This is a genomic window from Hyphomicrobium sp. B1, from assembly GCF_049532635.1.
GTDB lineage: Bacteria > Pseudomonadota > Alphaproteobacteria > Rhizobiales > Hyphomicrobiaceae > Hyphomicrobium_B.
This window is the reverse complement of the sequence record NZ_CP134871.1, coordinates 1,339,671-1,355,045: the sequence shown is the minus strand read 5'-3', so window position 1 is coordinate 1,355,045 and position 15,375 is coordinate 1,339,671. Positions and strand designations below refer to the sequence as shown.

Annotated in this window: 12 protein-coding genes; 4 read left to right on the top strand and 8 right to left on the bottom strand. The window is 61.0% G+C overall.

Annotated features, from left to right (window positions below; translation table 11 throughout):
- Nucleotides 1-2: 2 nt before the first annotated feature.
- A complete protein-coding gene (locus tag RLW55_RS06605) occupies nucleotides 3-3,212 on the bottom strand; it encodes a helicase-related protein (RefSeq protein WP_423415943.1) in 3,210 nt (1,069 codons plus the stop codon).
- A 118-nt stretch (nucleotides 3,213-3,330) separates the two neighbouring features.
- On the bottom strand, nucleotides 3,331-4,188 hold the full coding sequence (locus tag RLW55_RS06600; RefSeq protein WP_423415942.1) for a DUF3108 domain-containing protein: 858 nt from the start codon (nucleotides 4,186-4,188) through the stop codon (nucleotides 3,331-3,333).
- Between the two features lie 259 nt (nucleotides 4,189-4,447).
- Here RLW55_RS06600 and rpmB point away from each other — a divergent pair, with 259 nt between their 5' ends.
- A complete protein-coding gene (gene rpmB, locus RLW55_RS06595) occupies nucleotides 4,448-4,744 on the top strand; it encodes a 50S ribosomal protein L28 (protein ID WP_414464178.1) in 297 nt (98 codons plus the stop codon).
- 39 nt (nucleotides 4,745-4,783) lie between these two features.
- Here rpmB and RLW55_RS06590 read toward each other — a convergent pair whose 3' ends face one another.
- The 4 genes from RLW55_RS06590 to RLW55_RS06575 form a co-directional block, all read right to left on the bottom strand.
- A complete protein-coding gene (locus RLW55_RS06590) occupies nucleotides 4,784-5,854 on the bottom strand; it encodes an esterase-like activity of phytase family protein (RefSeq protein WP_423415941.1) in 1,071 nt (356 codons plus the stop codon).
- Nucleotides 5,855-5,863: 9 nt separating this feature from the next.
- A complete protein-coding gene (cobT, locus tag RLW55_RS06585) occupies nucleotides 5,864-7,756 on the bottom strand; it encodes a cobaltochelatase subunit CobT (RefSeq protein WP_409561387.1) in 1,893 nt (630 codons plus the stop codon).
- A 46-nt stretch (nucleotides 7,757-7,802) separates the two neighbouring features.
- Nucleotides 7,803-8,804, bottom strand: coding sequence for a cobaltochelatase subunit CobS (gene cobS / locus RLW55_RS06580; protein WP_024274921.1), 1,002 nt, complete (start codon nucleotides 8,802-8,804; stop codon nucleotides 7,803-7,805).
- Nucleotides 8,805-8,898: 94 nt separating this feature from the next.
- A complete protein-coding gene (locus tag RLW55_RS06575; RefSeq protein ID WP_414464180.1) occupies nucleotides 8,899-9,525 on the bottom strand; it encodes a J domain-containing protein in 627 nt (208 codons plus the stop codon).
- Between the two features lie 153 nt (nucleotides 9,526-9,678).
- On the opposite strand from RLW55_RS06575, the gene RLW55_RS06570 reads away from it, so the two are divergent.
- Complete coding sequence (locus RLW55_RS06570) at nucleotides 9,679-9,975, top strand: BolA family protein (protein ID WP_409561389.1); 297 nt, start codon at nucleotides 9,679-9,681, stop codon at nucleotides 9,973-9,975.
- Between the two features lie 7 nt (nucleotides 9,976-9,982).
- Here RLW55_RS06570 and RLW55_RS06565 read toward each other — a convergent pair whose 3' ends face one another.
- Nucleotides 9,983-11,290, bottom strand: a complete 1,308-nt coding sequence (locus tag RLW55_RS06565; protein ID WP_423415940.1) for an HlyC/CorC family transporter — start codon at nucleotides 11,288-11,290, stop codon at nucleotides 9,983-9,985.
- Between the two features lie 79 nt (nucleotides 11,291-11,369).
- A complete protein-coding gene (gene aroB, locus RLW55_RS06560) occupies nucleotides 11,370-13,064 on the bottom strand; it encodes a 3-dehydroquinate synthase (protein ID WP_423415939.1) in 1,695 nt (564 codons plus the stop codon).
- A 249-nt stretch (nucleotides 13,065-13,313) separates the two neighbouring features.
- Here aroB and RLW55_RS06555 point away from each other — a divergent pair, with 249 nt between their 5' ends.
- Both RLW55_RS06555 and RLW55_RS06550 read left to right on the top strand, forming a co-directional pair.
- Entirely contained in the window at nucleotides 13,314-13,457 is a 144-nt protein-coding gene (locus tag RLW55_RS06555; protein WP_172636520.1) for a hypothetical protein, read from the top strand.
- A gap of 4 nt (nucleotides 13,458-13,461) precedes the next feature.
- Nucleotides 13,462-15,369, top strand: a complete 1,908-nt coding sequence (locus RLW55_RS06550) for a hypothetical protein (RefSeq protein WP_423415938.1) — start codon at nucleotides 13,462-13,464, stop codon at nucleotides 15,367-15,369.
- Nucleotides 15,370-15,375: the final 6 nt, after the last annotated feature.

Genomic DNA, 15,375 nt, shown 5'->3' with positions numbered 1-15,375 from the left:
CGTCAGGTCGATCCGGAGCCTTCGCTCCGTTTCTCCATTTGAGCCTTGAGCGCCGCCAGCGCCGCGAACGGCGATGAGGCATCGCCTCCAGCCGACTTTGGCGGCGCGGCCGTGATCACCTGCGGTGAACGCCGATCTTCGCGGCGGCGGCCATCATCACGGCGTCCCTTACGATCATCGTCGCGACGAGGGCGACCACCCTCGTCCCTGCGATCGTTGCGGCGATCGTCGTTGTTGCGACCTTCGAACCGCTGGCGATTATCGCGCCGGTCGGAGTGGCGGTTGCGATCATGCTGCCGGTCGGAGCGTTGCTCGCCGCCCGCACCCGAGGCGTCTGCGGCGGGCGCGGCGGTTGCACCTTCGCCTGCGACGGTTGCTTGCGGCTGTTGATGACGGTTGCCGTAGCGATGCCGTCCGTGACCACCGTCGCGGCGCTGTTGTCCATCGCGACGCTGTCCGTCACGGCGTTCGGGACGCTGATGACGGCGCGGGCGCCAGATCTCTTCGAACTTGGGTTCTTCCGACGCCGGAGCCGACACCGCGGACGTATCGGGAGCCATCGCAGCGGCTGCATCGGAACCCGCATCCACGGAAGCGACCGCTTCCGCCACGGGCGGAGCCTCAGCAGCTGCTGGCGGCGTTTCAACTGGCGCTTCGGCACCGACCTCTGCCGGGGCCGCGGCGACTTCGCTCTCGGGTTCCGTCGAAGCTTCGGCTGCCGACGGAGCTGCTTCCGGCTCAGCAACCGGAGCCGCAGGCGCGGCTTCAACCGCGATCGGTCGGCGTTCGAGGCGGAAGCCGAGGGCTTTCAACACTTCACCAAGCTCTTCGGCCGAGCATCCGAGGATCGACATCATGTCGTCGGTGGCACGGAAACCGCCATCGCCCGTCGAGCCTTTCGGGGCGTCCGTCTTGCCGGGACCGGAGCGCCATGCGAGCAGCGGCCGGATCAAATCGGCCAGACGCTCAAGAATATCGAGACGAATGGCGCGCGGGCCGCAGACGTGGAAGCCATGCGCGCGATAGAGCGCTTCGGGCGTCGCAGGATCGACCACGACCGACGTCAAGCCGGGCCGGGGCAATTGCGGCACGACGCCGTTTTCGGACGGATGCTTCAGAAGCCACAGCGTCGCCGCAAGGTCGGCCGGAGCAGGCTTCAACATGATCGGGAAAAAGATGTTGAAAGCGCCAAACCGCAAGCCGTACTTGCGTAGTTCAGCGCGCGCGGCCTGGTCGAGCGCGTTGATGTCGTCGGCGACCGTCTCGCGCTTCAAGGCGCCTAGGCCTTCCTTCAACTGAAATGCGATGCCGCGCGCCAAGCCTTGAAGCTCGGCGCTCTTCGACATCTCGACGAGCGGCTTCAGCTTGTCGGCGATCGTATCGTCGACCCAGGTCTTGATGCGGGCCTGAACCTTTTCACGATCGGACTCGCTCATCGTCTCGTCGGCAATAAGCGTAACGGACGGCTGCAGCGGATCTTCGGCAGGTTCTAGCTTGGCGATTTCATCGTCGCGCCAGATGATCATGCCGTTGCGCGCGAGCTTGAACGCATCGTTCTGCGCCGCCGCAACGCGACGCGCCCGCATACCCAGCTCACGCGTCACGACTTGCATCGCCGCCTGGCGCGTCGCCTTCTCGTGAATACCGTCAGCGGCGGAATCGAGCGTGAAGCGGAAACCCTTCAGCTTGCCCACGAAGTGGTTTTCGACCGTGATGGCGCCGTCATCGGCGATATCGGCCGTCAATTCGTCTTTGTCCCGCATGCCTTTCATCAGAGCGCTGGTCCGGCGGTCCACGAACCTCTGAGTGAGGCGCTCGTGCAAGGCGTCGGAGAGACTATCTTCAATGGCGCGCGTCCGCTCTTGCCAATGCGCCGGATCCTTCAGCCAATCGGGTCGATTTGCGACGAAGGTCCAGGTGCGAATGTGCGCGATGCGGGTCGCGAGCGTGTCGATATCACCATCCGTCCGATCCGCCAAAGCAACCTGCTTGGAGAACCAGTCTTCGGGGATGCGATTTTCGCCGGTCGTCAGATACCGGTAAAGATTTGAGACGAGTTCGGAGTGGCTTTGACCGGAGATCTTGCGATAATCGGGAAGCTGGCAGACTTCCCAAAGTAGCTCGACGCGCGGGCGTGATGAGGCGATGTCCGCGATTTCACGATCCGAGGTCAAGGCTTCGAGTGCTGCCACATCGTCGGCGGTGCGGGCGCGCGTCAGACGCTGCTCGCGCGGTAGTTCGCGGAGCGACGCATGCAGCGCATCGAGCGTCGAGAAATCGAGATTGCGGTTGCGCCATTGCAGAGTGCGAATGCTATCGAAGCTGTGGGTTTCGAGACGTTCCACCATGTCGGCATCGAGCGCCTCGGCGCCGCCCGTGACGCCAAACGTGCCATCGTTCATGTGGCGGCCGGCACGACCGGCGATCTGACCAATCTCGCCCGGAGTCAGATTGCGATGATTGTAGCCGTCGAACTTGCGAAGCGCAGAGAACGCTACGTGGTCTACATCAAGGTTGAGGCCCATGCCGATGGCATCGGTCGCAACCAGGAATTCAACATCGCCTGATTGATAAAGCGCGACCTGCGCATTGCGCGTGCGCGGTGAGAGCGCACCAAGCACGACAGCCGCGCCGCCGCGCTGGCGACGGATCAATTCGGCGAGTGCATAAACTTCCTGTGCCGAAAACGCGACGATTGCCGAGCGTGCAGGCAGGCGGGTGATTTTCTTTTCGCCGCTGTAGGTCAGCTTCGACAGGCGCGGGCGCGAGATGAAGTTGGCGCCGGGGATAAGATCCGAGATGGCGTCACGCATCGTCTGGGCGCCGAGCAGCAACGTCTCGGAGCGGCCGCGCGCATGCAGCAGCCGGTCGGTGAAGACGTGACCGCGCTCGGGATCGCCGCAAAGCTGGATTTCGTCAATCGCCAGGAAATCAACATCGATGTCGCGCGGCATCGCTTCGACGGTCGACACCCAATAACGGGCGCGCTCCGGCTTGATTTTTTCTTCGCCGGTAATGAGGGCGACCTTGTCCGCGCCCACGCGCTGCTTGATGCGATCATAGACCTCGCGCGCGAGCAGGCGCAGCGGCAGGCCGATCATGCCACTTTCGTGGCCCAGCATCCGCTCGATGGCGAGGTGCGTCTTACCGGTATTGGTGGGTCCGAGCACCGCCGTCACGTTTCGGATGCGGGCTTCCAGATCACTTGCCATATGTTGCATTGACTCCGATCGAGCCCTGGCATTGCAGAGGAGGGCCTAGAGATCAAGGATTATTCGGTCGGCGGACAAAGAGCGTCACACCGCCTCAAATCCTCGAGCGCCACGCGTGTTACTGCGTCAGCGCGATCTGCTGGTTGTTAGCCGAGGTGATGTTAATTGTATTAGCGGTCATGACGGCGTTGCCGATGGGGGAAGGGATCGTGACCCGGTAGGGAACGTAGATTCCGGCCCTCGGCACGGCCCGAAGCGCAAACTCGATATTATTGTAATCGATCCAGGGATCGGTGAAATCTTTCGGCTTATGCCCGGCAATAGGCACATATTTGACCCGGCACACGATAAGCTCCTTGGGCTGGCCGGACGGACGGCGCTCGGTGAGGGGCTCGCGACCTTTGAAAGTGAAGTGCAAATCATAGCGTGCCTTGCCGTCGAATACCGGAATTACCCGGTTGCAGGCGTCGGAGGGCTTGGCGTCGGATACCGAGATCATCGCCGCCATCGGATCGAATACATTCTTCAAATTTTCGGGCTTCAGCTTGATCGTATCCGGTGAGGGGGGCTTATTAGGAACCAGGGCGACGGCGGTCACCGCGCGCCCGGCGAAGCCAATTTTGACGGAGACAAATTTTTTCTTCTTTTTGTAACTCATTTCGAAGGCTGCGGGGCGAAGGCCCGAGGGCTCCAGGGCTCCTTTGCCGGAGAAATTGCCCGCCCATTTAAACGCGCCGAAAAATGCCGAAACTTTGGCGTGTGCTTGGGCGTCGTAGGTTCCGTTATTGAAACGGGCGTTGAATTGGTAGGCCCCGACGTCGAAGCCTGCGAAGGCAAGCTTATAGGTCGCAACCACCTCCGTCGGCCAATTGGGACCAATGGCCGAGGCGCTCTCGAGCGGAAAAGTGGTGGCGGCAACCGCGAAAAGGCTGCAGAAGGCGCCCCGCCTCCGCGCACCGGCTCCCGATATCGCCATCGTGTTTCCCTACTTGCCCTTGGGCGAAGGGGCCCTGATAGTCAGAATTTGCGACTATTCTTGGACTTTGGGCGGGTTCGGAGAGGGCGACTAGGCGGGCTACTGCAATCGTCGCTGCCCGTCTTGACGGGCATCGGTCCTGTCAATTATACAGCACCCGAAACCCCCGCAGGCTCGGCTTGCGGGGCGCTATTTTTTGCTGAAACAGCAAGTTTTCGATCGACCGCCCCGGTTTGAGGGTGCGGCATAGGAGAGTGTTATGACCAGGCGCTGCGAGCTCATGGGGACTTTGCCCCTCTCGGGTAACCTCCGGAGCCACGCTGAGAACAAGACGAAACGCACGTTTCGTCCGAACCTTTGCCACGTGACGCTGATGAGCGAACTGCTCGGCCGCAAGGTTCGTTTGCGCGTGTCGGCACGGGCGCTGAAGTCGGTCGAACACCGCGGCGGCCTCGATGCCTTCCTCCTGAAGGCGAACAACAATGAGCTGTCGCAGACCTGCCTGAAGCTCAAGCGCGAGATTCAGAAGGTCCAGGCCGCCGCCAAGGCCGCCTGATCTTTCGACGCAATTTGCGGATCGTTTTAGCCCGGTGGCCTAGTTCGGCAGCCGGGCTTTCGCTTGCCTGGATCCTTGCAACAGAAACTGCAGCAGCACTGTGCGCTGGATGACGTGATTGAAGTTGTCATCCGAGATCATGGTGAGCAGCACCTCTCCGGACTTCAGCCGTGTGGCTGCTAAACCTTCCATGTTGTCAATATTATCAGCCATGTCGGCGTCGATGAGAGTTTCGCCCTCGATCGTGCGTCCTGGAGCGAGAGCGTCGGGCGCGATGCGCACGAGGCGCATCTTGACGCCTTCTAGCCAGCGGAAGCGGCGCTCCAAAACGAAGATCGTGCCGTCATCGAGGCTGGCAACGTCGGTGATGTCGAAGTCGCCGACGTTTTTCAGATGGAAGGTTTGTGGTCCGGCTTTGGTCCAGACCCAGCCGGTATGATTGCGGGCCGGATCATAAAGCCGCTCCGAAAATGCGATCGGCCAGCCTTTGTACGGGCCGCCCTTCAAGATCGTGAGCGCTTCGAAGCCTTTGTTCTGGTCCATGTGCACGGCCGCGGCAGGGATCCTGAGGGCGATGCCGGTTGCCTGAATATTTTTCGGGCCGAGCCTGAAGCGTTCGATGCGGTGACGGCCCTCGAAACCAACGAGGACGGAGCCATTCTGAAAGGCGCCACCTTCGAGCGCGATCGATTCAGAATCGCGATCACGGACGCGCTGGATGGGGCGGCCGGATTTTTCCAACAGCGGCCCCAGGCGCGCGTCCACGATGCCGGAGGGGCGTATTCCTGCATAGGTCAGGTTGCCCGTCATCCAGACGCCAGTGTCAGACAGAGCGAGAAGAGATTTCGCATCGTCGCTCAGCAACAGGCCCGACCAGCCACCGAAATAGGGTGACGGCGACGTCAGGACGAGGCCGCCCACGAACTTCAATTTGCCGAGCGGCCGGTCCTCACCGGTGCGCGAAAACGTAGAAATCGGCCGAGCTTCGACAGTGATCGGTGCCGACTTCAATGTCGAGATGTCTGGCTTCTCGTCCGCCAGAACCGAACTCGCGCCAACGCTTAAAACGGCGATCGCGACTGCAAATCGTCGGAGAAAAAGCGCCGCCACCGATAGCCCTCAATGAACGCGCGCGTGCTTGCGGCGCGTGGCGGCCGCCTTGTCGGCTTCGTGATGCTCATCGAACAGTTCGACGAGTTTCTCCGTCATCGCGCCGGCCAGTTCCGACGCATCGGTAATGGTGACGGCGCGCTGATAATAGCGCGTCACGTCATGACCGATGCCGATGGCGATCAATTCGACCGGTGAATGATTTTCAATCTCGTGGATCACTTGGCGCAAGTGTTGTTCGAGGTAGCTGCCTGAGTTCACCGAGAGCGTCGAGTCGTCGACCGGCGCGCCGTCGGAGATCATCATCAGAATGCGGCGCTGCTCGGGCCGATTAACAAGGCGAGCATGCGCCCAGGCCAATGCTTCGCCGTCGATATTTTCCTTCAGAAGACCTTCGCGCATCATCAGGGCGAGGGAGTTTTTGGCGCGTCGCCACGGGGCATCCGCCGTCTTGTAGATGATGTGGCGAAGATCGTTGAGGCGGCCCGGCGCGGGCGGCTTGCCTGCCGCCAGCCACTCCTCGCGCGACTGCCCGCCCTTCCAAGCTTTGGTGGTGAAACCCAGGATTTCAACCTTGACGCCGCAACGCTCCAGTGTGCGCGCGAGAATGTCGGCGCAGCAAGCCGCGACCATGATCGGCCGGCCGCGCATCGAACCGGAATTGTCGAGCAACAATGTCACGACGGTATCGCGGAAATCAGTGTCGCGCTCACGCTTGAAGGACAGCGCGCCGGTCGGATCGGTGATGATGCGCGTCAAGCGCGCAGCGTCGAGCTGGCCTTCTTCGAGATCGAAATCCCAGCCGCGATTTTGTTGCGCCAAGAGACGGCGCTGCAGCTTATTGGCAAGCTTGGCGACGGCAGCCGAAAGCGTTTTCAGCTCTTTGTCGAGGAAGGCACGCAGACGCTCTAATTCTTCCGGCGTCGAAAGCTCTTCGGCGCTAACCTCTTCGTCATAGGCGCGCGTAAAGACCTTGTAGCCGAAGGCCTCGGGATTATCGAGGACCGTCATGTTCGGACGCCAGGGCGCAGGCGTCTCTTCCTCGTTCATCTCGCCGTCGTCGAGGTCTTGGGGTTCGGTCGAACCCTGCTCCATCGTTTCCTCGGTCTCTGAGAGATCGCCTTCGGAAAGCTTCTCCTCGCTTTCCTGATCCTGACCGTCGGTCGCGTCCTCGCTTTGCTCGTCGGAATCTTCCGAGCCGCCTTCGGCCGAACCTTCGTCGTTTTCTTCCTCGTCGTCGTTCGGCTGCGGCTCGTCGCTCTGCTCGGCCATTTCGAGGATCTTCAGAAGATCCCGAATCTGGCGGCCGAATTGCTCTTGGTTTTCCGAGAGCGCCTCCAGCTTGTTCAAAAGCTTGCCACCACGCCCTTCGATCACGGAACGCCAGACGTCGACGAGGCCCTTCGTCGATGCAGGCGGAGCTTGGCCGGTCAATCGTTCGCGAATGAGAAGCGCGAGCGCATCTTCGAGCGGAGCTTCGGCGCGCGTTGCGACGGACCGAAAACGACCATGACTGTAGTGGTCTTCCAGACGCGCGGTGAGATTGGCCGCCATGCCGGGCATGCGAGCCGAGCCCAAGCCTTCGACGCGTGCGCGTTCGGCGGCTTCGAAGACGGCACGGGCGGGACCGGCAGGCGGCGCGATGCGGCGATGAACCTTGGCGTCATGACAGCCGATACGCAGAGCAAGACTATCGGCCCAGCCACGCGCCAACGCGACGTCTTTCGCGGATGGAGCACGCGGCAAGTCCGGCAGGTGCACGGCCTTGCCCGACACGTCGCCCTTACCGGGGCCGAAATCGACTTCGACTTCGCCATCACCCGCAATGGCGCGCACGGCCGGCCCGAGGACGCGTTTCAGCGGCTCGGACGGTGCTTCCCGGCGTTTGGTTGGAGACGTCATGGACTTCGTGTCGCTCTTTTGCCCTCCCCACGAGGGGGAGGAGAGATTAGCTCAGCGCGACGTTGGCCGTGCTTTCTGGAAGCTCTTCGCCGAAGCAGCGCTGATAGAATTCCGCAACGAGCGGCTTTTCGAGATCATCGCACTTGTTCAGGAAGGTGACGCGGAATGCAAAGCCGATATCACCGAAGATATCTGCATTCTCGGCCCAGGTGATGACCGTACGCGGGCTCATCACGGTGGACAGATCGCCATTGATGAAGGCCGAGCGTGTCAGGTCCGCGACGCGAACCATGTGCGAGACCTGCTTGCGTTTGGCGTCGGTCTTCGCGAATGATTTGACCTTCGACAGCACGATCCGGGCTTCGTCATCGTGCGGAAGATAGTTCAGCGTCGCAACGATCGACCACCGGTCCATCTGACCTTGGTTGATTTGCTGCGTGCCGTGATAAAGGCCCGATGTGTCGCCTAAGCCGATCGTGTTCGTCGTTGCGAACAGGCGGAAGGCCGGATGCGGACGAATGACCTTCGACTGATCGAGCAATGTCAGCTTGCCCGAGACTTCGAGCACGCGCTGGATGACGAACATGACGTCGGGGCGGCCGGCATCGTATTCGTCGAACACCAGCGCGATATTGTTCTGCAGCGCCCAAGGAAGGATGCCTTCCTTGAATTCCGTCACCTGCTTGCCGTCCTTCAGGACTATGGCATCCTTGCCGACGAGATCGATGCGCGAGACGTGGCTGTCGAGGTTGACGCGCACGCACGGCCAGTTGAGGCGCGCCGCGACCTGCTCAATGTGAGTTGATTTGCCGGTGCCGTGATAGCCTTGGATCATCACACGGCGGTTGTGCTTGAAGCCCGCCAGGATCGCGAGGGTGACATCACGATTGAACAAATAATCTGGATCGATTTCCGGGACATGGTCTTCCGGCTTTGAATAGGCCGGCACCTCAAGATCGCTATCGATCCCGAAAACTTGGCGAACGGACAGCTTCATGTCCGGTAGATTGGCGGCAGCCGCGCCGTTCGCGCTTGTAGACGTGCGCATTTCCATTGGATTCCCGATCAAATCGCCCAGCTGCCGCTAAGGCCTCGAACAGGGGCGACCTCGGCGGGTGCACCTGCTTCAGAGGCTCGGAGGATTAGACCAGGCCAGATTGCTTTAAATAGTTATAGGCTTGGAGGATTTCACGCAACTTTTCCTCAGACCTGCTATCGCCGCCGTTCGCATCAGGATGGTGAATTTTCACCAGCTCCTTGAAGCGCGACTTGATATCCTCACGGCTCGCGTCTTCGCCGAGATCCATGACTTTCAGCGATTTGCGCTCAAGCGGCTTCAACTGGCGTTGAAACGTCGGCGCCGTGGCCGTCCGAGACGAGCGGACCTTGCGGTTCATGCGCTGCGTGCCTGCCTTGACGCGGGCAGCAGCGTCGGCGTCTTGCGAGCCATCGCGCGTGCCGTGGGCCCAGGCGTTGGCGCCGGTCTTCCAGGTCGGGCGATGGCCGGTCGCGGCGTCCTTGCGGAAATTGCTGACCTCGGCGTCGCTCATGCCGTCGAAATAGTTGTAGTCCTGATTGTACTGGCGGACATGATCCACGCAGAACTGGAAATATTCGCCGTCGCGGCCTCGGCCCTTTGGCGCCCTATGTACGCCGGGCTTGTCGCAACCTTTCCACTGACACACGGGCGCGTGCGTTTCCCTCTTGGCGCTCGTCTGGCGCTTCGAAGAGACGCGGATGCTGTCGAAGTATTTTGATTCCAGTTTCATTGCATGAATTATGAGGGTTAGGCCGCGCCGAAACAAGGCGGCAAGAAAACTCTTGATTTCCGTCGTGACTGTGCAGTCAATCCATTAATAGGCCCTTTCGTCCGTGTGCCCCATCGCACCAAAGCAGCACGAAAGACACCATGAGAGAAAAAGATGTCCGTTACTGGCCGACTTCGCGAAAAGCTCATGATCGCCCTCAAGCCGACACGGCTTGACGTTATCAACGAGTCCGAACTCCACGCGGGCCATCGCAATTCTCCGGGCACGGGCGAGAGCCACTTTAGAATTCTTGTCGTTTCCGAGGCGTTTGCCGGCAAGTCACGCGTCGAACGGCATCGCCTTGTGAATGATCTGCTCAAAGACGAACTTGCCGGCGGCGTGCACGCGCTCGCACTTTCGACCATCGCGCCGGGCGAAGCGCTCCCCAAAACGGCTGCCTCACACGGTTGAATAAGCTTCAGCCGCTCGGCCGTGCGGACGCCGAGCCTGAATTCGGCGGGGTTGCCGATGCGATCGGTTTGATGCGCATCGCCATGATCCGGTTGCGGCTTTTACGCAAAATCTCGAACCTGTAACCGTGGAAGGTGAACACCTGTCCTGGCTCCGGGATCGTTTGCGCCTCGTGGATCACGAGACCCGCAACCGTCGTCGCTTCATCGTCGGGAAGATCCCAATCTAAATGGCGATTGAGATCGCGAATTGCAACGGTGCCGTCAACGTTGACGGTGCCGTCCGATTGCATGCGGATATGGCTATCGGGATTGTCGTGCTCGTCGGTGATCTGGCCGACGATCTCTTCCAGAATGTCTTCGAGCGTGATCAGGCCCTGCACTTCGCCGTATTCGTCGACGACGAGGGCCATCTGAATCTTCTTTTTCAGAAACTGGTTGAGCTGGTCTTTCAGCGTCGTGGTGTCCGGAACGAACCAGGGCTCGGACGCTGACTTCATGATATCGAGCTTCTCGGGATCCCATCCGTGGCGCGACAGGGCCAACAGAAGATCCTTGGTGTGCAGAACGCCGACGATATTCTCCGGCTCGTCTTTCCACAGCGGCACACGCGTATATTGCGAGCGCATCAACTGATCGAGAATTTTCGCGGGCGGCTCGTCGATGTCGATGGTTTCCATCTTGGTACGGTGAACCATGATGTCGGCGACTTGGAGATCGCGCAAATCCAGAACGCCGCCGAGCATTTCGGCGTCACCCTTGGCGACGGTCCCCTCCTTTGCCTGCAAATCGATCGTGCCGCGGATCTCTTCGTGCGCAGCGAGAATATTGGCGGCATCGTCGGCTTTGCCTGGCGTCAGGATCAGGATGTGGCGGACGATGAATTCTATGGCTTTGGTGAAGGGCGTCAGAACGTAGATCAGGCCCTGCATGGGCGGCGCAACGACAAGCGCGACGCGATCGGCATATGCGAGCGCGTACGTCTTCGGAAGCACGGCAGCAAAGATAACGATCAGGATCGTGATGATGGCTGTCGCGTAGGCGACGCCGACCTGGCCGTAAAGATGCACGGCGATGTTGGAGGCAAGGGCTGCAGCCAGCACGTCGACGAGCGTATTGCCGAGCAGGACTGTGCCGATCATCTTTTCGGGGCGCGACAGCACCTTATTGACGAGGGCGGCCGGAACGTTGCCGTCTTCTTCGAGCGCATGCATGCGTGCCCGCGACGCTGCCGTCAGCGCGGTCTCGCTGACGTTAAAAAACGCCGACAGAACAATCAGCAAAAGGATTGCCAGAAAGCTTATGATTACGGTCATCGGGGGTAATGGTGTCCGCTATTCCTGCCCAGGGGAGGCAGCAATCTAGCACAGATGCAGGGCAGAGACTTAATATGCTCTATAGACTGATTTCCCGGCCGAGGAAGGCCAGCACGGTTTCCGGTGCGACGTCGCGAGTGACGAAAGCCTGACCGATGTCACGAACAAGAATGAACGTCAGCTTCCCGGCTTTAACTTTCTTGTCCTGGCCCATCAGGCGCAACAATTCTGTAGCATCGGCCTTGCCGCCGGGAATATCGGCGATCCGCGTCGGTAGGCCGACGGCTTTCAGATGGTTGGTGACGCGGGCGCTCGTGCCGGCGGGACAAAGACCCAGCTCTTCTGACAGACGAAAAGCCATGCACATGCCAATGGCCACGCCTTCGCCGTGCAGCAGGCGGTCGGAGTAACCAGTCCACGCTTCCAATGCGTGACCGAACGTGTGCCCAAGGTTGAGGAGCGCGCGGTCGCCGGTCTCCGTTTCGTCGCGGGCGACGATGGCGGCCTTGGCGGCCACGCTCGTTTCGATGGCCGTCGTCAACGCCGGACCGTTGTTGCCGAAGACCGACTGCCAATGCGCCTCAAGCCAGGAGAAGAACTCGGCGTCACCGAGAAGGCCATACTTGGCGACCTCGGCGTATCCGGCTCGCATCTCGCGCGCGGGTAGCGTGCTCAGCACGGACGTATCGGCGATGACGAGGCTCGGCTGATGGAAAACGCCGATGAGGTTCTTGCCTTGCGGCGTGTTGATGCCGGTCTTGCCGCCAACGGAGCTATCGACTTGCGCGAGAAGCGACGTCGGAATCTGAACGAAGCGGACGCCGCGGCGCAGGATGCCAGCGGCAAAGCCCGCGAGATCGCCGATCACACCCCCACCAAATGGCACAACAAGGTCGCCGCGTTCGAGGCCAAGCTCCAGGAGACGCTCGGACAGGTCTGCGAGGTTGCGAAAGCTCTTCGTCGCCTCGCCCGGTTTCATGACGACCGAACCGGCGAACAGGCCCTCAGCCTTGAGGCTATTTTCAAGCGTCGTAAGATGGTAGCGCGCCACGTTCTCGTCCGTCACGACGCCGCATTTGACGGGGCCAAAGCGCGCCTTGATGAGCGCGCCAGCGTCGCGAAGAACGCCGCGCGTGATCAAAACATCGTAAGAGCGGTCGCCCAGCTCGACATGAACGGTCTTGGAGGGGTTAGCCTCAAGCGTCGTAGGCGGCGCGCCGTCTGCGCCGGTCGCGAGCCGGGTGATGATTTCGTTGACGATGATGTCGTGTGGTTCGTCGCGGCTTTCGACTGTCATATCGGCTTCTGCATAAATCGGGTAACGCGCTTCAATCAACTTCTGCATCGTGGCTTCCGGATTGCCACCGCGCAGCAGGGGCCGGGTGTCACGCTTCATGACACGGCGCATCAGTACGGGCAATTCGGCACGCAACCAGATGGAAAAAGCGGTGTCCTTAACGCGTTTGCGAGTTTCAGCGTGAATGAAGGCACCGCCGCCGGTTGCAAGCACCTGCGCGCCGTTGCCAAGCAGGCGGGCGATGACCTTGCGCTCGCCATCCCGGAAATGGTCTTCGCCGTGGTCGGTGAAAATATCGTTGATCGTCTTGGCGGCCGCGCGCTCGATTTCTTCGTCGGCATCGACGAACGGCAGACTGAGCTTAAACGCCAGGCGCTTGCCGACCGACGACTTGCCGCAACCCATAAGGCCGACGAGCACAATCGGGCGCTTGCCGATGCGCTTCTTCGCAAGGTCTATGGCTTCCGCTTCCGTCATGGGGGTCTCGACGCCGATATCAACGGCGAATCGGTTAGCTTCGGGCAGACTGTCTCGTAGCGGAAAGGTCATTTCCGCGCCCTCATGCCATGAACCAAAATCGTTCGCAAATTGGAACCATACTTCAGGCCTGCCGTGGATCGGAAACAGACGCCGTTTCGACGCAAGGGGGGTTCCGTTAAAATGCCAATCCGAGTCATAATCACGCCATCAAGGGTGCTCACCTAAAGGCCGGAACGGGGTAAAGAAATGCCGAGCCTTTTCCGGCTATTGTTCGTACTTTGCGCATTCGCGGCCGCGGTTTTCGGCGGTCTCTATGTGCTCGCGACACGCTTCGAGCCGGAGCAGCAGATGATCAGCAAGCCCGTGCCAGACGTGAAAATCCGGCGGTAGAGCCATGGTGCATACACACCGAAAGACGATAGCGGCGGCGCGCAGCGTTGTGCTTGCCGGTTTTTTGCCGATCGCTATTGCCGCCGCGCTGCCGGCAAGCGCGCAAGACGATTCCTATGCCGCGCCAGCGACGAGCAGCCGGAAAAAGCCGGCGCACGACGATGCTTATTCACCTCCACCTGACAAGCGCAGCTATCTTCAGCCGCTGGGCTCGCCCTCTGGCGGCGGGGACGACGATATGTGGTCGCGGCCCTCCGGTAGCGGCGGAAATTCCGGTTCCATGCCCGGCTTCCCGTCCAGCCCAAGCCGGTCGTCTGGCTCGGGTTCGGGCAATTCGGTGATGCGCGATGCTATTCCGCCGGCCGTGGACAAGGGCAGTCTCGCTCCCGTGATGTCGAACGACGGCTCAGGACTGCCGTACGAGCTTTGGGGGGGCATGGACGTCGCCGCGTTGGAAAAGCTGATCGCAACGATTGAAATTCCGCCGCGCTCGCCCGTTTTGCACGATCTTTGGAAAAGGCTCATTACGTCGCCGTCGGGCGATGGCTCGAACTCCAACTTTATGGCGCTCCGACTCGAAGCGCTCTACCGCTCGGGCTTGGCGCGCGCCGCCGCGGCCGAAATCGCAAAGCAACCGCCGGGGGACAATCCGCTGCTGGTGTCGCTCGAAGCCCGCAACGAGCTGGCTGCGGGGCATCCGGACAAGGCATGCCAACTGGTTGCGCAATCGGCCAAGCTGAAGGGTGAGATTCCAGCGCGCCTCAAAGGCCAAGTCATCCTGATGGCTGGATATTGCTCCGAATCTCAGGGCGACAAGTCGGCGGCGGGGCTGGCGGCCGACATGGCGCGCGAGGAAGGAGTCGAGACCTCACCCGGCCTCGAAGCGCTCGATGCATTCTCGATCGGGTCCAAGCCGCGCTACACGCACGTCAAACAAATCACCCTGCTTGACTATCGGATTGCCGAAAAGGTCGGCGGGCTGCCGCACAAACTCGTGTTGGAAAAGGGCGAGCCGGCTCTGCTCGTGGCGCTGGCTACCGATCATTCAACCCCCGTCGATCTTGGATTTCCCGCAACTGAAGCGGCGGCGCGTCTCAATGCGCTGACGCCGCAAATGCTGGCAGGGATCTACCGCGTCAATGCCGAGAAGATGCCGCCCGATGATTTGTTAAGCGGCCGTGGTCCGCAAGGCGTGGCGCGACGCGCTGCGCTGTTCAAGGCGGCCGAGGACGAACGAACGCCGGCACGCAAAGCACGGCTCATTCGTGCCTTTCTCGATGACATGAAGCACGAAGGCCTCGGCATGATCGGCGCGCAAATGATCGCGCAGGCAACGGCAGATCTGCAACCGGCTCCGGAAGTGAGCTGGTTTGCCGAAACGGGCGTCGAAATCGGGCTGGCGTCGAGCCGTTTCGACATGTCGCGTAACTGGATTCAGATCGCGGATCAGTCGGGCGGACCGGGTCTCGGCCACTGGCGGGCACTGATCGACATCGCCGATCCGCATGATCCGAACCGAGGGCAAAGCTTCTCCGCGCTGGAAAATTACGCCGCCAACGGACGGTTTCCGCCTGCGGCTCTATATCGGCTGACGACCGTGATGGAAGCGCTCGATTACCTCGTGCCCATTCCACTCTGGCAGGCGGCCAATACGATTTCACAGCCGACGGGCGGCTATCTTCCCGAAACCGGCGTGCTGACCGAGTTGCAGATCGCTTCGAAGAAACAGGAATTCGGCCATACGGTGCTGCTCGTCATGAAGGCGCTCGGCCCGAACGGCGCGGCCGACGCCAATCTGATCGCGCTCGGCGACAGCATCCGGGCATTGAAGCGCGCCGGACTTGAGGCCGACGCGCGCCGCCTCGGGCTCGAAGCCCTGCTGCCGACATGGCCGCGTACCGAGACGAATTGAGGGGCG